This is a genomic window from Pseudomonas sp. C9D1, assembly GCF_056491235.1.
Genome location: NZ_JBSZIE010000001.1, coordinates 746486 through 765794 on the forward strand (window position 1 = coordinate 746486; position 19309 = coordinate 765794).

The window sequence follows — 19309 nt, forward strand, 5'->3', positions numbered from 1 at the left end:
ATAGGGATGAGGGAGTGGGAGGGCAAGGGGAGGGTATTAATTCGAGGGATGGAAAGGCGAAGCGCTATAAAATTATGCTTAACAAGATAGAGAAATTAAGGTTGCAGTCGAAAAATATAGAGAGGTTGATTTCGCAAGGGGCTATTTACGAGTGCTGCGCTATTCTCGGTGTTAGCCAAAGGCATGCGGTTAACAGTTTCGTAGTGTCAGGGCACACCATTGCTAGGTTTGGTCGAGATTTCTAGTACTAATTTTTCTGGCTAAATTGCAGGCGTGGCGGTTTGCGATAGAAGTAGTTAGGGTGTTATTCGAAGTGGTTTAAGTAAAGTGGAGTTAATGAATGATGAAAGCTTTTGAAAAAAGATTCTCCGAATTGGAGTTGCAAGTTATAGCAATTGAGGGAACAAAAAAGCGCATGCATAGTGAGTACTCTGGAAGCTATGATCATATCGATGAGAATCTGCTTTTGAATTGGGATGTCAAAGTCAAGAGTCTTCTGTCGAATCTTTGTGGGGAAAATTCTCAGCATTTTAACTCCTATATGGCTGCATGTAGACCTGGTTCGTTTACTAGTAGCTATGATTTGCTGCTGCAAATGAAGGCTGTGTTCATGGCCGCTAAAGAGGATTTCGAAGGAGGCTACTTGAACTCAGTGAAAAATTTAGTTCAGGCGGAAGTATTTGATAACGAGCTTGATCAAGCAAAAGAACTGCTGAAAGCAGGATATGCGGCAGCGGCAGCAGTTATTGCTGGGGTAGTTCTAGAAACAACGCTCAGGAATATGTGTAGGGATAATGGGATTGCTTTCGGAAAGCTTGACAAGATGAATGCGGATCTCACGAAACAAGGTTTATATAACAGCCTTACCCAAAAGCGTATAACTGCCTTGGCCGGTGTTCGCAATAGTGCTGCGCATGGTAAATCTGAAGAGTTTAACAAGGATGATGTGAATTCAATGATTAATGAGGTTGAAAGGTTTGTTGCATCAGTTTTAGCGTGAGAGGTTTAAGTCGCATTTAATAGTTTTTTCGCCCTTGCTGGATGCCTGTGGATTGTCTCCTGAGGGGATAGTTTTGATGGCGCGGATCAACTAAGCTTCATGGCGTTGTCTCACTATCTATAGCTGCTCTGAAGCTTTCAATAAGCTCGACTTTAGACCCTAAAGGGGATGTAAGTCCTATTAATTCGTCAAAGGTAATGTCTAGGAATTTGTTCAGTCTCGGGTTTATCAATACGCAGATATTCCACTCCTCGCCATCTCGATCAATTGAATGTAAGTAGCTTAGGATCCAGTACATAAGTACTTGCCTGTAGTCAGCGGAGGAAAAATTTTTCCCTGAGCACTTTATTTCAATAAGGCTGGTTCCTAGCGAAAAGTCACCCACTCCCGAAGCTATCCAGTTGAACCCCGGGATTTTGGGGTTGACTACTATATCTTTAATGTCGGTGTTGTTTTTGTGTGTGTAGTGTTGCAGGGCCTTGATAAGGTTGTCAGACACAATGTTAATTATTGATTTGTCAGTTTCTTCGATATTTTGGGGTATTTTTGCATCATAGTAGAATTTCTGTTTTTGAGTGGCTCGATTAAGCAGTTCTTCCCAGCCCGGAAACGTTTCTTCCTTCAGTTTAGATTCTGCATGTGAAAAGGCAATTTCAAATAGCATTGCTTTCTGAAGTCGGCTTGTTATCCAGTAGTGTGGCGGGATAAGCCTCAGTCCAGGTAATGGCTCACTAAGCTTGTTTATGTTTGCAACAATTCCTGGGATCAGATAAGGGAAGATTGAATCGAAAATCCCAGAGATCTCACGCGCTATCGTCCTAGGGTCTCTTCCATATAGCTTGATGCCCAATTATTCAACTCCTGCCCATTGGATGTATATGTTGGCGAAATCAATGGCCGCGCCAATAGACCAGCTGAATTCGGTCGTGCCTTTAACTTGCTTCCTCATATGGTGTCCGTCATCCGTAAAATCTGCAGCAGCTAACCACAGCATTCTTTGTTCTTCCCTTCCCATGTTATTCCAAGTGCCTCGTAAGGCTATAAACTGATCGCGATCTTTCCATGTTCTCCAGCAGTCAATGCACGCTCTTTTGATTGTTTCAGATTTGGTAGATGCGTATACCGAAAGCACGTACTTAGCTCTTTTTTCAGTTTTGGCTGATCTCAGTGCATTGAGATAATGCAGGCAGTTCGTGTCGATCGTGAGCAGGTGGGAAGAGTGTGTTGGTACTGCGTCCAATAGCACATCGATTGCTTTGTGCAGTGCATTGTAAGCGCTATCGCTTCTTAGAGCGCTCACACCTCTCATTATTTTTGAGAAGGATGCCCTGAAGGCGTGAAGGTTTGTGCCGAGTAGCAGAGAGTGGCAAATATTAAGTGCCACTTGTGGTTCTAGTAGCTTAAGCGTCCGACTTATCTGGGTGACCACAAAATTATCTGGCTGTGTCTTTCCTAACTCATCTCCTAGAAGCTTCATAATGTCTAGTTGTTGGACTGCACCTTTCAATTGTTCCCAGTCCTCATTTTTTGTATCTGAGTATGGGTCGAATCTAAGGTCGATATCTCTCAGCTTCTTTGACTGTTCATCCTCGCCGCCAAGCTGGGCTTTTACATAGTCAATGTAATGTTTTGATTTTAAGAGGCTTGTCTTGGTTTTGCTTAATGAAAGGCCGTAGTCTGCCAGTGCATGAGAAAGGATTGCGAGATTTTTATATGCCTCATTTTGGTCTTTAGAAATTAGGACAAAGTCGTCTACGTAGCGGCGCCATACAATTCCATTTGCATTAAGGCGTCCATCTATTTTAGACATTAATAGCTCAGCTAATACCCTTGAGCATTGACCTCCTACTGGTAGGCCAAACGAACGCCCAGAGGCAAAGTTGCTCAACATTCGGTCTACTTGCAGCGATACAGTTGGTGAGTCGGGAAATAGTTCGTCAATAAAGTTCTCTATTCTATGGTGATATATGTGCTCGTAGAAGCTTGATATGTCAGTTTGAACAATTACTGCTGTGTCCGGTAATTCGGCGCAGTCTTCTAAGGTCCTTGCCCGAAATTTACGCCAACTCCATTCTGGGTCAAATATTGCGGTGCCATTGGCCATGTACCGATACGAGTGGGCCCGATCACATCTGTTTGGTTCGTGCCTCTCCGCAATAGCTACACCGAGAGCATTAAAGTACATATTCCAGAATGGATGGATCTTAGTCGTCACTCGAAAGCCAGTTGGTCCAGCAGGTGTCAGGAGGCGCTCTGAGAAAAAGGGGATTTTGCTAAAGACATTTTTCGTATAGTGAGTACCAAATTTCTCTAGGGAGGCTGAGAATTTTAGTGCTTGCTTTACCAACTGGTCTTTTGATTCTCGTAAAAATGCCACGTCAACATCTATGGGTAATGTATCGTTATCACCGTTTTTTACAATGTCGTTGATTGAGCGTACGAAGTGTTCTTCCTTTAACATTAATTGGCCTCGTAGTGGGCTAACCGTTGACTAGGCAGGCTAAAGCATGCGGCACTTTTTCCAGCACTAGAAGATTGCTTAGCAATTTCTTGCATGTCTTATTGGTTTTTAAGTGAAGCTTAATATTCCTAGTTGAGTTCATTCCGGGTCTGCTGTCTTGGTGATATTAGCTAGGTTTTGCTGCGCTTTCCTAATATCAATCGCCTCAGTCTGTACAACTTGATTGAGCGCAACGCATGACCTTTTAACGAAGCCAGCAGCCTTGCTGTCCGTCGTCCACTCGGACGATTCCCCCCTCTCCACAACCCGCCAGACTGCCGCCCAGCCCAGTAATCATCACAAGGCAGTCCCATGGAATTCGCGTTCAGCGATGAGCAGGAGATGATCCGCGCGTCCGCCGAGAGCTTTCTCGCGGATGTATCCGACTCCGCCGCCGTGCGTGCGGCGATGGCGTCCGAGCGGGGGTATGACCCCGAGTTGTGGCAGCGCCTGTGCACGGAGATGGTGTGGCCGGCCATTCATATTCCCGAGCAGTACGGCGGGTTGGGGCTGGGGTTCGTCGAGCTGGCGATTCTGCTGGAGCAGATGGGCCGGCGCTTGTTCTGTTCACCCTTTTTCGCCACCGCCTGCCTGGCCACGCCGGCACTGTTGCTGGGCGGCAGTGAGGCGCAGAAGGCGCGCTGGTTGCCGCAGCTGGCCGACGGCAGCCTGACCGCGACCCTGGCCTACGCGGGCAATAACCGCGAGGGGCTGGAGGCGGTGCAGGCGAGCGTGCGCGCCGAGGGGCGGGGCTTTGTGATCGAGGGGCGTTTGCGCCAGGTGCTGGATGGCCACGAGGCGGGGCTGCTGGTGGTGGCCGCGCGGGGCGATGAGGGCATCGAGCTGTTCGCCGTGCCCGCCGATACGCCCGGCATTCGCCGCCACCTGGTGCCGACCCTGGACCCGACCCGCAAGCTGGCCCAGGTGGATTTCGAGCATGTGTATGTACCGGGCGATGCGCGCCTGGGGGCGGCGGGGCAGGGCGGGGCGTTGCTGGAGCAGGTGCTGCAGCTGGCTTGCGTGGCCCTGGCGGCGGAGCAGACCGGCGGCGCCCAGCAGGCGCTGGACCTGACCCTGGCCTACACCGCCGAGCGCCAGCAGTTCGGTCGCGCCATCGCCAGCTTCCAGGCCATCAAGCACCGCGCCGCCGACATGATGCTGGAGGTGGAGTGCGCGCGCTCCGCCGCCTATTACGCCGCCTGCGTGGCCGAGGAGGCGCTGGCCGCCAATGGTGATGCGATAGTCGCCGCCGAGCTGCCGCTGGCCGCTGCCCTGGCCAAGTCGCGTTGCTCGGAGGCGTTTTTCCACTGTGCGGCGGAGTCGATCCAGCTGCATGGCGGCGTCGGCTTCACCTGGGAATACGACCCGCACCTCTACTTCAAGCGCGCCCGGGCCAGCGAGGCCCTGTTCGGCGCGCCGGCCTGGCACCGCGAGCGCATCGCCGCCGCCCTCCTGGGAGATATCGCATGAAGATCCGTTTCAGCGAGGCGGACGAAGCCTTCCGCCTGGAGGTGGCCACCTGGCTGGCCGACAACCTGCGCGGTGAGTTCGAGCCGCTGCGCTTCCGTGGTGGGCCGGGGGACGAACACAGCTTCCCCGAGGAACGCAAAGCCTGGGAGCGCAAGCTCGCCGAGGGGCGCTGGACCTGCGTCGGCTGGGCGCCGGAGCACGGCGGCCGGGGGCTTTCCATCAGCCAGCAGGTGATCTTCCACGAGGAGTACGCCCGCGCCGGCGGGCCGGGGCGCATGGGCCATATCGGCGAAGGCCTGGCCGGGCCGACCATCGCCGCCTTTGGCAGCGAGGAGCAGAAGCGCCGCCTGCTGCCGGGCATCGTCAGCGGCACCGAGTTCTGGTGCCAGGGCTACTCGGAGCCCAGCGCGGGCTCGGACCTGGCCAATGTGAAGACCCGCGCCGTGCTGCAGGACGGCCAGTGGCGCATCAGCGGGCAGAAGGTCTGGACCTCGCTGGCCCACGAATCCGACTGGTGTTTCGTGATCGCCCGCACCACGCCGGGCAGCGTCGGCCACCAGGGGCTGTCGTTCCTGCTGGTGCCGATGCGCCAGGCGGGGGTGACGGTGCGGCCCATCGAGCAGCTCACCGGCACCTCGGAGTTCAACGAGGTGTTCTTCGACGAGGCGGCGACCGACGCCGCCAACCTCCTCGGTGCGCCGGGGGATGGCTGGAAGATCGCCATGGCGCTGCTGGGCTTCGAGCGCGGCGTCTCCACCCTCGGCCAGCAGATGCTGTTCCACAACGAGCTGGAAGAGATCATCCGCATCGCCCGCGCCAACGGGGCGGCGCGCGACCCGCTGCTGCGCCAGCGTATCGCCGAGGCCTGGGGCGGGCTGCGCATCCTGCGCTACAACTCGCTGCGCATGCTCTCCGGCGCCCAGGACGGCTCGCTGCGCCGCGAGGCGATGATCTACAAGCTGTGCTGGGCCGAGTGGCACGTGGCGCTGGGCAAGCTGGCGATGGACGTGCTCGGCCCCGACGCCGAACTGCTCGACGGCGCGCCCTACCAACTGGGCCGCCTGCAATCGATGTTCCTCTTCAGCCGCGCGGATTCCATCTACGGCGGCAGCAACGAAATCCAACGCAACATCATTGCCGAACGCGCGCTGGGCATGCCCCGCGAGCCGCGCGTGCGCGCCTGAGAGGTCACTGCATGAACGTTCCCCATTACGTCCCCGGCCACGGTTTGCTGCGTGGCCGCTCGGTGCTGATCACCGCCGCCGCTGGTGCCGGCATCGGTTATTCCGCCGCCCTGCGCGCCGCCGAGGAAGGCTGCCGCGCGCTGATGATCAGCGACATCCACGAGGGCCGGTTGCAGGAGGCGCGGGAGAAGATCCGCGCGGCGACGGGCCTGGAGCGGGTGCACGCGCAGGTGTGCAACGTCACCGACGAAGCCCAGGTGCGCGCCCTGGTGGCGGCCGCCGAGCGCGAGCTGGCGGGGGTGGATGTGCTGATCAACAACGCAGGCCTCGGCGGCTCGCGCCTGCTGGTGGAGATGAGCGACGAGGAGTGGCAGCGGGTGCTGGACGTGACCCTCACCGGCACCATGCGCATGACCCGCGCCATGCTGCCGAAGATGATGGAGCGCCAGGGCGGGGTGATCGTCAACAACGCCTCGGTGCTCGGCTGGCGCGCGCAGAAGGAGCAGAGCCACTACGCCGCCGCCAAGGCCGGGGTGATGGCGCTGACCCGCTGCGCGGCGGTGGAGGCGGCGGAGCATGGCATCCGCATCAACGCGGTGAGCCCGAGCATCGCCCTGCACGACTTCCTCAAGCGCTCGGCCCCCAAAGAGCTGCTGGACCAGCTCGCCTCCCGCGAGGCCTTCGGCCGCGCCGCCGAGGTGTGGGAAGTGGCCAACGTGATGATGTTCCTGGCCAGCGACTACAGCTCCTACCTGACCGGCGAAGTGCTGTCGGTTTCCAGCCAGAGGGCTTGAGCATGACCCGCATCTTCGAAACCCCCACTGTGCTGTTGCAGCGGGTGGGCGAATCACTGGGCGAAAGCGAGTGGATCACCCTCGACCAGGCGCGCATCGACGGCTTCGCCGAGGCCACGGGCGACCACCAGTGGATTCACGTCGACCCGGTGCGCGCGGCCAGCGGCCCCTTCGGTGCCTGCATCGCCCACGGCTACCTGACCCTGGCGCTGGTGAACCTGTTCCTGCCGCAGCTGCTGGAAGTGCGCGGCGTGGCCATGGGCGTGAACTACGGCTGCGACCGGGTGCGCTTCCCCAACGTGGTGCGCGTGGGCAGCCGCGTGCGCGGCCGCGCCGAGCTGGTGGCCGCCGAGGAAGTGAAGGGCGGCGTGCAGGCCACCGTACGCGTGAGCGTGGAGATCGAAGGCGAAGAGCGCCCGGGCTGCGTGGTGGACACCATCAGCCGGTATTACGCGGCCTAGTGCGATGCATCTGTTTTCTGTGGGAGCGAATTCATTCGCGATGCAGCCCGCAGGGCTGCCCTGAAGAGTTGGGGCCGCTTCGCGCCCCTTTCGCGAATGAATTCGCTCCCACAAAGAGCCCCATGAGCCCCATGAATTCGAGGACACCAGGATGAAAGAAGCCGTAATCGTTTCCACCGCCCGCACACCCATCGGCAAGGCCTTCCGTGGGGCGTTCAATGACACCGAGGCGCCGGCGATGGGCGGGCATGTGGTGCGCGAAGCGCTGCGCCGCGCGGGCGTGGAGCCGGGGGAGGTGGACGATGTGATCATCGGTGCCGCCGCCCAGCAGGGCACCCAGGCCTATAACCTCGGGCGCCTCTGCGCCATGGCCGCCGGGCTGCCGTCGAGCGTGGCCGGCATGGCGGTGGAGCGCCAGTGTTCCTCGGGGCTGATGAGCATCGCGATGGCCGCTAAGAGCATCATCTGCGACGAGCTGGACATTGCCGTCGCCGGTGGCCTGGAGTCCATCTCCCTGGTGCAGAACAAGCACAAGAACAGCTACCGCAACCAGTCCGAGGCGGCGATGCTGCACGACCCGCGCGCCTACATACCGATGATCGAGACCGCCGAGATCGTCGCCGAGCGCTACGGCATCAGCCGCGAAGACCAGGACGAATACGCCTACCAGAGCCAGCTGCGCACCGCCCGGGCCCAGGCCGCCGGGCTGTTCGACGCCGAGCTGGCACCCCTGGCCGCACAGCGCCTGGTGGTGGACAAGGCCAGCGGCGAGAGCCGCCACGAGCCGGTGACCCTGACCCGCGACGAGTGCAACCGCGCCGACACCAGCCGCGAGAGCCTCGCCGCCCTGGCGCCGGTGTGGGCGGGCGGCCAGTGGACGGGGCCCGGGCGCTTCATCACCGCCGGCAATGCGTCGCAGCTGTCCGACGGCGCCTCGGCCTCGGTGCTGATGAGCGCCCAGGAGGCGGCGCGCCGTGGCCTTGAGCCTTTGGGCCTGTATCGCGGCCTGGCGGTGGCCGGTTGCGATGCCGACGAGATGGGCATCGGCCCGGTATTCGCCATCCCCAAGCTGCTCAAGCGCCACGGCCTGAGCGTGGATCACATCGGCCTGTGGGAATTGAACGAGGCCTTCGCCTGCCAGGTGCTGCATTGCCGCGATGCACTGGGCATCCCGGACGAGCGCCTCAACGTCAACGGCGGCGCCATCGCCATCGGCCACCCGTTCGGCATGTCCGGCGCGCGCATGGTCGGCCATGCGCTGATCGAGGGCAGGCGCCGTGGCGTGCGCTACGTGGTGGTGAGCATGTGCATCGGTGGCGGCATGGGTGCCGCCGCTCTCTTCGAAGTCGCTTAAGGAGCCTTCTATGATCAGCCCGCAACAGATCCAGCAGACCATGGCGCGTTACATCGAATTGGTGGACGCCTGCGATATCGACGGCATCGTCGCGCTCTATGCCCTTGATGCCACGGTGGAAGACCCGGTGGGCAGCCCGCTGCACCGTGGGCGCGAGGCCATCGCGCAGTTCTACCGCGAGGGCCTGGGCCGCGCCAACGCCCGCGCCCGACAGACCGGCCCGGTGTCCGCCAGCCATGCCGGCAGCGGCGCGGTGCCCTTCTGCGTCGACCTGGACTGGAACGGCGCGCCCTGCTCGATCCAGGTGATCGACGTGATGGAGTTCGACGACGACGGCCTGATCCGTTCGATGAAGGCCTATTGGGGCGAGGCCAACGTTGTGCCCCGGGACGCGTCGTGAGCCCGGAGCCTGCGGCTCGGGATTGATGGGTTTCCTAACTCTACCCATCCTGCGAGGGAGTCACCGTAGGATGGCGTAGAGCGAAGCGAAACCCATCAATGCGCTTCAAGTCGTGGCGGTGTTTCCGGAGCCGGGTACCTACGGATTCACGCCGGCGGCATCGAGAAAGGCCGGTTTCTCCCCGCCGCCATGCACGCAGATATCCGCGCCGCTCACGTAGCTGGAAAGCTTGGATGCGAGGTAGAGGCAGGCGTCGCCGATGTCTTCCGGCGTGGCCATGCGTTGCAGGGGGATGCCCGCCGCGACTCGCGCGACGCCTTCGGCATCGCCGTAATGCAGCTCGGCCTGCTCGGTGAGGATGAGCCCAGCGGTCACGGCGTTGACCCGCACCCTGGGTGCCCATTCCACCGCCAGCGAGCGGGTGAGGTTGAGCAGCCCGGCCTTGGCCGCGCCATAGGCGGCGGTGCCGGGGGAGGGGCGGGTGGCGCTGACGCTGCAGATGTTGATGATGGCGCCGCCTTCGGCCTGCCCCTGCATGATGCCGTTGGCCAACTGGCAGAGGTTGAGCGGGGCCAGCAGGTTGAGGCGCAGGATGGATTCGGAAAAGCGCGGCGAGGCCGTGGCCGCCTCGGCGTGGGGCGCGCCGCCGGCGTTGTTGACCAGCACGTCCAGCCGGCCGAGGCGCGTTTCGATGCCGTGCACCAGCGCCTGCAGCTGCTCGATGTCGCGCACATCGCAGGGGATGAAGTGGGCGCTGCGCCCCGCGTGGCAGGGCAGCTCATCCGGCGCCTGGCGCCCGCAGATCACCACCTCGGCGCCCTGTTGCAGAAAGCGCAGGCTGATGCCCCGCCCCACGCCCTTGCCGCCACCCGTTACCAGCACCACCTTGCCGGTGAAATCCAGTGCATCGCCCATCGCTGCCTCCTCGTGTTTATTGATGAAGCGAGGCTATTGCCTGCCCGCGTCGCCGCCCACGTCCGAGGGGACTAGAAGGCGGGCGATGGGGCTGCTTTTTGTGGGAGCGAATTCATTCGCGATGCAGCCCGCAGGGCTGCCCTGAAGAGCGGGGCCGCTTCGCGCCCCTTTCGCGAATGAATTCGCTCCCACGGGGAAGGGGGAGTGCCGGGGCGCTGCTAGTCCTCTCGGACGATGTTGCCCAGCGGGGTGGGCCGAATAATCCGGCTACGACAACCAACCGAGGAGAGCTCCATGGGCGCGCTACCGCAAGGGCGATTCGCCACGCTGCCGGATGGCCTGCGACTGCACTACCTGGACATCGGCGAGGGTGAGCCGGTGGTGTTCATCCACGGCAGCGGCCCGGGGGCCAGCGGCCACAGCAACTTCAAGCAGAACCACCCGGTGTTCGTCAGCTTCGGCTACCGGGTGATCGTGCCGGACCTGCCCGGCTATGGCGCCTCCGATAAGCCGGAAACCGTCTACAGCCTGGACTTCTTCGTCGCCGCCCTGAGCGGCCTGCTGGATGCGCTGGATATCCAGCGCTGCGTGCTGGTGGGCAACTCCCTGGGCGGGGCCATCGCCCTCCAGCTGGCGCTGAACGAGCCCAAGCGCGTGAGCCGCCTGGTGCTGATGGCGCCCGGCGGGCTGATGGAGAAGGAACAGTACTACCTGCAGATGGAGGGCATCCAGAAGATGGGCGCGGCCTTCGCCAATGGCGAGCTCAACGACGCCGCCGGCATGCGCCGCCTGCTGGGCCTGCAGCTGTTCGACCCGGCGCTGATCACCGACGAAACCGTCCACGAGCGCGTGGCCGTGGTGCAGCAGCAACCGCGCTGCGTACTCGCCAGCATGCAGGTGCCCAACCTCACCGCGCGCCTGGCGGAGCTGGCCTGCCCGATCCTCGGCTTCTGGGGCATGAACGACCGGTTCTGCCCGGTATCCGGCGCGCAGACGATGATGGAGCGCTGCCGCAGCATCCGCTTCGTGTTGCTCAGCGAATGCGGGCACTGGGTGATGGTGGAGCACCGCGAGCTGTTCAACCGCACCTGCCTGGACTTCCTCGCGGAGGGCCGGCCATGAACGAGGTGCTGCATCGCCTGCACGGCGAGGCGCTCTACCAGGCGCTGATCGGTGGTCGCACCCTGGAACCGCTGACCACCCGCTGGCCCGAGATCACCCTCGACGACGCCTACCGCGTGTCCCTCTACGCCATGGAGCGGCGCGTGGCGGCGGGGGATGTGGTGGTGGGCAAGAAGATCGGCGTCACCTCGGTGGCGGTGCAGCGCATGCTCGATGTGCACCAGCCGGACTTCGGCTTCATCACCCGCGACATGGCGTTCGAGGATGGTGCGGAGATTTCCCTCTCCGCCAACCGCCTGATCCAGCCGCGCGCCGAGGGCGAGATCGCCTTCCGCCTCAAGCATGACCTGCAGGGGCCGGGCGTCACCGAACAGGACGTGCTGGACGCCACCGAGTACGTGATGCCCTGCTTCGAGATCGTCGACTCGCGCATCCACGACTGGAAGATCCGCATCCAGGACACGGTGGCCGACAACGCCTCCTGTGGGGTGTTCGTGCTTGGCCGCGAGCAGGTGGACCCGCGTGAGCTGGACCTGCCCAACCTGCGCATGCAGGTGTTCAAGAACGGCACGCGCATCAGCGAGGGCCTGGGCTCGGCGGTGCAGGGCAACCCGCTGACGGCGGTGGCCTGGCTGGCCAACACCCTGGGCGCGCTGGGCATTCCCTTCAAGGCGGGCGAGATCATCCTCTCCGGCTCGCTGGTGCCGCTGGAGCCGGCCCGCGCCGGCGACGACTTCTCACTGACCATCGACGGCCTGGGCAGCGCCCGGGTGTCCTTCCGCGACTGACCGGGGCACGAACATGAACAGGAAACTCAAGGCGGCCATCATCGGGCCGGGCAATATCGGCACCGACCTGCTGATCAAGATGCGTCGCTCGGAATGGATCGAGCCGGTGTGGATGGTGGGCGTCGACCCGACCTCCGAGGGCTTGAAGCGCGCCGCAGAATTCGGCCTGAAGACCACCGCCGATGGCGTCGACGGCCTGCTGCCGCATGTGCTGGACGACGACATCCGCATCGCCTTCGACGCCACCTCCGCCTATGTGCACGCCGAGAACAGCCGCAAGCTCAATGAGCTGGGGGTGATCATGGTCGACCTCACTCCGGCGGCCATCGGCCCCTTCTGCGTGCCGCCGGTGAACCTGCGCGAGCATGCGGCGACGCTGGCGATGAACGTCAACATGGTCACCTGCGGCGGCCAGGCCACCATCCCCATGGTGGCAGCGGTGTCGCGGGTGCAGCCGGTGGAGTACGGCGAGATCGTCGCCACCGTGTCGTCCGGTTCGGTGGGGCCGGGCACCCGGCAGAACATCGATGAATTCACCCGCACCACCGCCGGCGCGGTGGAGAAGATCGGCGGCGCCAAGCGCGGCAAGGCGATCATCGTCATCAACCCGGCCGAGCCGCCGCTGATGATGCGCGACACCATCCACTGCCTCACCGAGGGCGAGCCGGACCAGGCGGCGATCCGCGCCTCGGTGCTGGAAATGGTGCGCGAGGTGCAGCGCTACGTGCCGGGCTACAAGCTGATCAACGGCCCGGTATTCGATGGGCGCAAGGTCTCGGTGTTCATCGAGGTGGAGGGGCTGGGCGACTTCCTGCCCAGGTCCGCCGGCAACCTGGACATCATGACCGCCGCCGGCCTGCGCACCGCCGAGATGTTCGCCGAAGAGGCCCACAAGGGCGCTCTGAAACTACCCGCCCGCTGATTGGAGAACCCCATGAACCTGCAAGGTAAGCACGTGCGCCTGCACGACATGAGCCTGCGCGACGGCATGCACGCCAAGCGCCACCAGATCAGCCTGGACGAGATGATCGCCGTGGCCACCGGGCTCGACGCCGCCGGCGTGCCGCTGATCGAGATCACCCACGGCGATGGCCTGGGCGGCAGCTCGCTGAACTACGGCTTCCCGGCCCATTCGGACGAGGCGTACTTCGATGCGGTGATTCCCAAGCTCAAGCAGGCGAAGGTGTCCGCCCTGCTGCTGCCGGGCATCGGCACGCTGGAGCACCTGAAGATGGCCCACGGCTGCGGCGTTTCCACCATTCGCGTGGCCACCCACTGCACCGAGGCGGATGTTTCCGGCCAGCACATCGGCATGGCCGCGAAGATGGGCCTGGACACCGTGGGCTTCCTGATGATGGCGCACATGGTCAGCGCCGAGAAACTGCTGGAGCAGGCGCGGTTGATGGAAAGCTACGGCGCCAACTGCATCTACTGCACCGACTCGGCCGGCTACATGCTGCCCGACGAGGTGAGCGAGAAGATCGGCGTGCTGCGCGCGGGGCTGGAGGCGGGCACCGAGGTGGGCTTCCACGGCCACCACAACATGGGCATGGCCATCGCCAACTCCCTGGCCGCCATCGAGGCTGGCGCGGCGCGCATTGACGGCTCGGTGGCCGGGCTCGGCGCCGGGGCGGGCAACACGCCGCTGGAGGTGTTCGTCGCGGTGTTGGAGCGCATGGGCGTGAACAGCGGCATCGACCTCTACCGCATCATGGACGTGGCCGAGGACCTGGTGGTGCCGATGATGGACCAGCCTATCCGCGTCGACCGCGATGCGCTGACCCTGGGCTATGCCGGCGTGTACAGCTCGTTCCTGCTGTTCGCCAAGCGCGCCGAGCAGAAGTACGGCGTCCAGGCCCGCGAGCTGCTGGTGGAGCTGGGCCGGCGCGGCACCGTGGGCGGGCAGGAGGACATGATCGAAGACCTGGCCCTGACCCTCTCCCGCCAGCGCGGCGTACTCCCCACGTAGCCCGGGCTTCAGCCCGGGAAGGGCGGTGCTCCGACCACCGCCCTTTTCCCACCACTGATCAGAAAACCGCCCCATGCCCCGAACCCGGCCATGGGGCGGTTGCCCAACGGACGTATCATCGGCACACAACCCTCAGCGAGGTACGGCCATGAAGCTCTTCCGTTGTGCGCTGCTGGCCCTGGTGGCGAGCGGCGCGATTCCCGCCCTGGCCGCCGAACCGAACGGGCAGCAGACCATTCGCGTCATCCCCAAGACCTACGTCAGCCCCGGTGCCAGCGGCAGCGTCGACACCTACGAAAGCAGCCAGCGCTACGACGTGTACGGCGGGCAGCGCGTGCCCAGCGACATCAACTCCACGCGCAGCAGCTCCGGCTACAGCACCCAGGACATCCAGCAGCGCGGCGGCATCCGCCAGACCACCGAATACCCCAACGGCCTGATCATCGAGCGGGTACCGGGGCAGGGCACCACGCAGTATTACCGCCGCGAGTGATCCGTCGTTGTTTCTGTGGGAGCGAATTCATTCGCGATGCCAGGCCGCCGGCCTATCGCGGATGTACCCGCAGCGTAGGGTGGACCACGCTTCATCGGTCCACCAATCGAGGTCATGCCGGGCATCGCTGGTGGATGAAAAAAGCGCCATCCACCCTACGCAGCGGTCATGTCCCTGCCTGTGGATTGCCGCCTCTCCTGTGGGGGCGAATTCATTCGCGATCGGTTTTTCCCGATGGCACCTCTGCGCCGATCTCCCGCTTCGCTTGGCCCTCCCGCTGCGAACGTGCTGCGAAAAAAAGCCTGCCGGCGACCGGTGGGGGCTGAATCCACGGGCTTTTTGTTCTCTATAATGTCGACCAGTTCGCAACGGCGATCTTCATCCCAATCTGCATCTGGTAGCCCGTCACGTGAAAATCCGAACCTCGCTCTTCAAGGCCCTGTTCCTCTGCACCAGCCTCGCGCTGGCCAGCCCTGCCAACGCCCAGACCCCCGCGCCCCTGCGCGACCCGGCGCAACTGCAACTCGCCTCCGGCAGCGCCATGCTGCTGGACCTGAAGACCAACAAGATCATCTATTCCAACAACCCCGACCTGGTGGTGCCCATCGCTTCGGTCACCAAGCTGATGACCGCCCTGGTGGTGCTCGAAGCCAAGCAGTCGATGAGCGAAGTCATCGCCATCGACATCAGCCAGACCAAGGAAATGAAGGGCGTGTACTCGCGCGTGCGCCTGGGCAGCCAGGCCACCCGCCACGACATGCTGCTGATGGCGCTGATGTCGTCCGAGAACCGCGCCGCCGCAACCCTGGCCCACCACTACCCGGGCGGCTACCCGGCCTTCATCGCCGCGATGAACGCCAAGGCCCGTGCCCTGGGCATGAAGCACACCCGCTTCGTCGAGCCCACCGGCCTGTCGCTGAACAATGTCTCCACCGCCCACGACCTGGTGCAGCTGCTGGTGGCGAGCAACAAGTACCCGCTGCTCAGCGAGCTCAGCACCACCAAGGAAAAGACCATCACCTTCGTCAAGCCGCGCTACAGCCTGGGCTTCAGCAATACCAACCACCTCACCCGCAAGGCTGACTGGAACATCGAGCTGACCAAGACCGGCTTCACCGACGAGGCCGGCCACTGCCTGGTGATGCGCACCCGCATGGGCAACCAGCAGGTGGCCATGGTGCTGCTCGACGCCTTCGGCAAGTACACCCACTTCGCCGACGCCACGCGCATGCGCCGCTGGGTGGAAACCGGCAAGAGCGGCCCCATCCCGGTCGCCGCCAAGGCCTACCGCCAGCAGAAGGACTCGGCGCGCAAGCAGCAGATGATCGCCACGCCGAACTGATCCGGCGCGTCGTTCTTCACGTCCAGTGATCCAGGCCGGCGGGGTTCAACCCTGCCGGCCTTGTCGTGCTCAGGCGATTTCGGCGAAGCGCTCGATGGGCGGCTGCTCGCGTTGTTCGGCTTGCCAGAGGTCGTAGCTGCCCTGCATGGCCAGCCACATGCGCGCGGTGCTGATGCCGGCGCGTTCGAGCCGTACCGCCAGGTCCGGGCTGATCGGCGCGTGGCCGTGCATGATCCGCGACAGGGTTTCGCGGGCGATGCTCAGGCGCCGGGCCATCTCCGCGATGCTGATGCCCAGCGTGGGGAGCACGTCCTCGAGGAGGATTTCGCCCGGGTGGGGAGGGTTGTGCTGGGTCATGTCGGCCTCCTCAGTGGTAGTCCAGGTAATCGAGCAGTTCGACGTCGTTGTCGATGAAACGGAAGATCACGCGCCAGTTGCCGCTGATGCTGATCGACCACCAGGACTCCAGGTCGCCTTTCAGCGGGTGCAAACGCCAGCCCGGGATATTCAAGTCGGCCGGCCCGTGGGCGTTTTCCAGCATCAACAGGGCGCGGGACAGACGCTTGGCGTGCTCCGCGATGATGCCCTTCGTCGAGCCCGTCTCGTAGAAGAGACGTAATCCCTTGTGCCTGAAGCTCCTGATCATGGCGAAGAATCGTGATCCATTGGGTCACGCTTTGCAAGCTGCCGCCCGGCACCTCACCCCAACAACACCGGCAACAGCACCGCCGTCGCCACGCCCGCCAGGCTCATGGCCAGGGCGGCGAAGGCGCCTGTCTCGCTGTTTTCCTGCAGTGCCTGGGCGGTGCCGACGGCGTGGGCAGTGAGGCCCAGGGCGAGGCCGCGCGCGGCGGGGTGGGTGACCCGGGCGAGGCGCAGCAGGGCCGGGCCGAGGGCGGCGCCGAGTACGCCGGTGATCATCACGAACACCGCCGCCAGCGAGGCGCTGCCGCCCAGTTGCTCGGCCACCAGTATGGCGATGGGCGAGGTCACCGATTTCGGTGCCAGGGTCATCAGCATGGCGTGGCCGGCGCCCAGCAGGTGGGCCAGCAGCAGGGTGAGCGCCAGGGTCACCGTGCCGCCCACGGCCAGGGCGATGAGCACCGGCCAGAACAGCTGGCGGATGCGTGGCAGGTTCAGGTACAGCGGCACCGCCAGGGCCACGGTGGCCGGGCCCAGCAGCAGCCAGAGCATGCTCGACGCGCTGCGGTAGGTGGCGTAGTCGATGCCGCAGGCGAGCAGGGCGGCGACCACCAGCAGGGTGCCCACCAGCACCGGTTGCGCCAGCACCGAGCGGGTCTTTTCGAACAGCAGCAGCGCCAGCTGGTAGGCGCCCAGGGTCAGGGCGAGGTGGAACAGCGGGTGGTCGCTGACGCCGGGCAGCAGCGGGGCGCTCATGGGCGGTGCTCCGGGCGGCCGCGGCGGATCAGCGCCTGCATCAGCCAGCCGGTGAGCGGGATGCCCACCAGCAGGGAGCCCAGCAGCGCCGCAGCGATGGCCCAGAAGTCCCGGCCGATGGTTTCCACGTGCAGCATGATCCCCACCGCTGGCGGCACCAGCAGCAGGGGCAGGTATTTCAGCAGCTGGCCGCTGGCATCCCCCAGCGTCGCCGGCACCCCGCCGCGCAGCACGAGAAAGGCCAGCAGCAGGAGCAGGCCGAGTACCGGCCCCGGCAGCAGCGGGAGGACGAAGTGGTTGAGGGCCGAGCCCAGGAGCAGGAACGACAACAGCAGGAACATCCCGCGCAGCATGGCGACGCTTTCCGAGTGACGAGTCGAGGGAGCGTCACTATGAAAGGTGCGCGGCCCTGGAAAACAGCGCCAGTTGCCGGGGTAAAAGGCGGTGCAGACGGCGGCGTCAGGCCAGCCAGTCGTCCTTGTCGTCGGGTTCCTCGTCGGGCGCGAGCCCGTGGATGAGGTACCAGCGCACGGCGAGGTGGGCCCCGACGGCGGCCGTGACCACCAGCAGGATGTGCAGCGACTCCGAATCCATGAGTTCCCCAGGGCAGTGAGGCGACTGCTGCAACGCTATCTGCCCGGGCGGGCGTTGAACAGGTGCAGTGGGCGCTGTTTACCGCCAGCACAGTGGTCGTGGCTGGCTATAACGGCTCGGAATAGTTGCTTCGGGCATTTCTATTTTCAGGTAATGGCGACTGAGGGGTAGCATCCGCTCACCCTAATGCGAACAGGTGCCCCGGACCCGAGCCGGGAGCCTGTGCAACCGATAAGAACAAAGCAGTCAAGGAATCGCCATGTCCAGCAGCGCCCCTCTCACCCGCGATGATTTCGTGCGCCTCGACAACGAGGACGGAATGGGTCAATTCCGCGCCCGTTTCGACCTGCCGCCCAACGAGATCTACCTCGACGGCAACTCCCTCGGCGCGATGCCGGCCCACGTCCCGGCGCGCATCGACAGGGTGATGCGCAAGGAATGGGCCCATGGCCTGATCCGCTCCTGGAACGACGCCGACTGGTACCCGGCCCCGCAGCGCACCGGCGGCAAGATCGCCCGCCTGATCGGCGCCCAGGCCCACGAAGTGATAGTGGCCGACTCCACCTCCATCAACCTGTTCAAGGTGCTGGTCGCCGCCACCCGCATGCAGCCCTCGCGCAAGGTGATCCTGGCCGAGCGCGGCAACTTCCCCACTGACGTCTACATCGCCGATGGCGTGGCCGAGCTGACCGGCTGCGAGCTGCGCTGCGTGGAGCCGGACGCGGTGCTCGACGCCCTCGACGAGAGCGTGGCGATCCTCTCCCTGACCCACGTGAACTTCAAATCCGGCCGCCGCTACGACATGGCCGCCATCACCGCCCGAGCCCATGAAGTCGGCGCCCTGGTGGTGTGGGACCTGTGCCACTCGGCCGGCGCCATGCCCATCGAGCTGAACGGTGCCAACGCCGACTTCGCCGTGGGCTGCGGCTACAAGTACCTCAATGGCGGCCCCGGCGCGCCGGCCTTCGTCTTCGTCGCCGAGCGCCATATCGCCCAGGTGCGCCAGCCGCTGACCGGCTGGCACGGCCACGCCAAGCCCTTCGATTTCAGCCACGACTACGCGCCCCACGCCACCATCGACCGCATGCTGGTGGGCACCGCCCCGCAGCTCGGCGTGCTGGCCCTGGAGGCGGCGCTGGAGGTATTCGAAGACGTCGACATGCAGGCCCTGCGCACCAAGAGCGTGGCCCTGTGCGACCTGTTCATCCAGCTCTGCGACCAGGAGCTGCAAGGCCTGGGCATCGAGCTGCGCACCCCGCGCGACGCCGAGCAGCGTGGCAGCCAGGTGTCCCTGGCCCACGCCGACGCCTACCCGGTGATGCAGGCGCTGATCGCCCGCGGCATCGTCGGCGACTTCCGCGCGCCGGACATCCTGCGCTTCGGCTTCACCCCCCTCTACACGCGCTACCAGGACGTCTGGGAGTGCGTGGCGGCACTGCGTGAAATCCTCGAACGAAAAGAATGGGACCGCCCGGAGTTCCTGGCCCGTAAATCGGTGACCTGAGCCCCCGCCAAACCCTGGAGC

The 19309-nt window shown here is 63.3% G+C and carries 22 protein-coding genes; 14 read left to right on the top strand and 8 right to left on the bottom strand.

Annotation, left to right across the window (positions count from 1 at the left end; all coding sequences use genetic code 11):
* The first annotated feature begins 340 nt into the window (after positions 1-340).
* Positions 341-1000: a DUF4145 domain-containing protein gene (locus ACXI0U_RS03480; protein ID WP_479549755.1), complete on the top strand. Its 660-nt coding sequence runs from the start codon at positions 341-343 to the stop codon at positions 998-1000.
* Positions 1001-1097: 97 nt separating this feature from the next.
* On the opposite strand, the gene ACXI0U_RS03485 is transcribed toward ACXI0U_RS03480, so the two are convergent.
* The gene (locus ACXI0U_RS03485) at positions 1098-1850 is read right to left on the bottom strand and encodes a PDDEXK family nuclease (protein ID WP_479549756.1); all 753 of its coding nucleotides are present in this window, start codon (positions 1848-1850) and stop codon (positions 1098-1100) included.
* A complete protein-coding gene (locus ACXI0U_RS03490; protein ID WP_479549757.1) occupies positions 1851-3461 on the bottom strand; it encodes an RNA-directed DNA polymerase in 1611 nt (536 codons plus the stop codon). It abuts the gene before it with no gap.
* A gap of 351 nt (positions 3462-3812) precedes the next feature.
* Between ACXI0U_RS03490 and ACXI0U_RS03495 the strand changes: the two genes are divergently transcribed.
* The 6 genes from ACXI0U_RS03495 (at position 3813) to ACXI0U_RS03520 (ending at position 9163) form a co-directional block, all read left to right on the top strand.
* Positions 3813-4970 (top strand): acyl-CoA dehydrogenase family protein, encoded by a 1158-nt coding sequence (locus ACXI0U_RS03495; protein ID WP_479549758.1) that lies wholly within the window; start codon positions 3813-3815, stop codon positions 4968-4970.
* Positions 4967-6154, top strand: a complete 1188-nt coding sequence (locus tag ACXI0U_RS03500) for an acyl-CoA dehydrogenase family protein (protein WP_479549759.1) — start codon at positions 4967-4969, stop codon at positions 6152-6154. The genes ACXI0U_RS03495 and ACXI0U_RS03500 overlap by 4 nt, the downstream gene beginning before the upstream one ends.
* Positions 6155-6165: 11 nt before the next feature.
* Entirely contained in the window at positions 6166-6948 is a 783-nt protein-coding gene (locus ACXI0U_RS03505; RefSeq protein ID WP_479549760.1) for an SDR family oxidoreductase, read from the top strand.
* Between the two features lie 2 nt (positions 6949-6950).
* Positions 6951-7409 (top strand): MaoC family dehydratase, encoded by a 459-nt coding sequence (locus ACXI0U_RS03510; protein ID WP_479549761.1) that lies wholly within the window; start codon positions 6951-6953, stop codon positions 7407-7409.
* Positions 7410-7560: 151 nt separating this feature from the next.
* Positions 7561-8763 (top strand): acetyl-CoA C-acyltransferase, encoded by a 1203-nt coding sequence (locus ACXI0U_RS03515; protein ID WP_479549762.1) that lies wholly within the window; start codon positions 7561-7563, stop codon positions 8761-8763.
* Between the two features lie 10 nt (positions 8764-8773).
* The gene (locus tag ACXI0U_RS03520) at positions 8774-9163 is read left to right on the top strand and encodes a steroid Delta-isomerase (RefSeq protein ID WP_479549763.1); all 390 of its coding nucleotides are present in this window, start codon (positions 8774-8776) and stop codon (positions 9161-9163) included.
* 138 nt (positions 9164-9301) lie between these two features.
* Here ACXI0U_RS03520 and ACXI0U_RS03525 read toward each other — a convergent pair whose 3' ends face one another.
* On the bottom strand, positions 9302-10078 hold the full coding sequence (locus ACXI0U_RS03525) for an SDR family oxidoreductase (protein WP_479549764.1): 777 nt from the start codon (positions 10076-10078) through the stop codon (positions 9302-9304).
* A 294-nt stretch (positions 10079-10372) separates the two neighbouring features.
* Between ACXI0U_RS03525 and ACXI0U_RS03530 the strand changes: the two genes are divergently transcribed.
* The 6 genes from ACXI0U_RS03530 (at position 10373) to pbpG (ending at position 15792) form a co-directional block, all read left to right on the top strand.
* Positions 10373-11200, top strand: coding sequence for an alpha/beta fold hydrolase (locus ACXI0U_RS03530; RefSeq protein ID WP_479549765.1), 828 nt, complete (start codon positions 10373-10375; stop codon positions 11198-11200).
* Positions 11197-11988, top strand: a complete 792-nt coding sequence (locus tag ACXI0U_RS03535) for a fumarylacetoacetate hydrolase family protein (protein ID WP_479549766.1) — start codon at positions 11197-11199, stop codon at positions 11986-11988. Before ACXI0U_RS03530 ends, ACXI0U_RS03535 begins: the two co-directional genes overlap by 4 nt.
* 13 nt (positions 11989-12001) lie before the next feature.
* The gene (locus ACXI0U_RS03540; protein ID WP_479549767.1) at positions 12002-12910 is read left to right on the top strand and encodes an acetaldehyde dehydrogenase (acetylating); all 909 of its coding nucleotides are present in this window, start codon (positions 12002-12004) and stop codon (positions 12908-12910) included.
* A gap of 12 nt (positions 12911-12922) precedes the next feature.
* Positions 12923-13957, top strand: a complete 1035-nt coding sequence (dmpG, locus tag ACXI0U_RS03545; RefSeq protein ID WP_479549768.1) for a 4-hydroxy-2-oxovalerate aldolase — start codon at positions 12923-12925, stop codon at positions 13955-13957.
* Between the two features lie 148 nt (positions 13958-14105).
* Entirely contained in the window at positions 14106-14450 is a 345-nt protein-coding gene (locus ACXI0U_RS03550; protein WP_479549769.1) for a hypothetical protein, read from the top strand.
* Positions 14451-14859: 409 nt separating this feature from the next.
* Entirely contained in the window at positions 14860-15792 is a 933-nt protein-coding gene (gene pbpG, locus ACXI0U_RS03555; RefSeq protein ID WP_263401281.1) for a D-alanyl-D-alanine endopeptidase, read from the top strand.
* A 69-nt stretch (positions 15793-15861) separates the two neighbouring features.
* Here pbpG and ACXI0U_RS03560 read toward each other — a convergent pair whose 3' ends face one another.
* The 5 genes from ACXI0U_RS03560 to ACXI0U_RS03580 all read right to left on the bottom strand — a co-directional run bounded on the left by ACXI0U_RS03560 (position 15862) and on the right by ACXI0U_RS03580 (position 17784).
* Entirely contained in the window at positions 15862-16149 is a 288-nt protein-coding gene (locus ACXI0U_RS03560) for a HigA family addiction module antitoxin (protein ID WP_043242556.1), read from the bottom strand.
* 10 nt (positions 16150-16159) lie between these two features.
* Positions 16160-16438 (bottom strand): type II toxin-antitoxin system RelE/ParE family toxin, encoded by a 279-nt coding sequence (locus ACXI0U_RS03565; protein WP_043242561.1) that lies wholly within the window; start codon positions 16436-16438, stop codon positions 16160-16162.
* Positions 16439-16491: 53 nt separating this feature from the next.
* On the bottom strand, positions 16492-17190 hold the full coding sequence (locus ACXI0U_RS03570; RefSeq protein WP_479549770.1) for an LrgB family protein: 699 nt from the start codon (positions 17188-17190) through the stop codon (positions 16492-16494).
* A complete protein-coding gene (locus ACXI0U_RS03575) occupies positions 17187-17543 on the bottom strand; it encodes a CidA/LrgA family protein (RefSeq protein ID WP_431484850.1) in 357 nt (118 codons plus the stop codon). Before ACXI0U_RS03575 ends, ACXI0U_RS03570 begins: the two co-directional genes overlap by 4 nt.
* Before the next feature lie 106 nt (positions 17544-17649).
* Entirely contained in the window at positions 17650-17784 is a 135-nt protein-coding gene (locus tag ACXI0U_RS03580; protein ID WP_021218031.1) for a hypothetical protein, read from the bottom strand.
* 259 nt (positions 17785-18043) lie between these two features.
* On the opposite strand from ACXI0U_RS03580, the gene kynU reads away from it, so the two are divergent.
* Positions 18044-19288, top strand: coding sequence for a kynureninase (gene kynU / locus ACXI0U_RS03585; RefSeq protein ID WP_316926386.1), 1245 nt, complete (start codon positions 18044-18046; stop codon positions 19286-19288).
* Positions 19289-19309 lie beyond the last annotated feature (21 nt).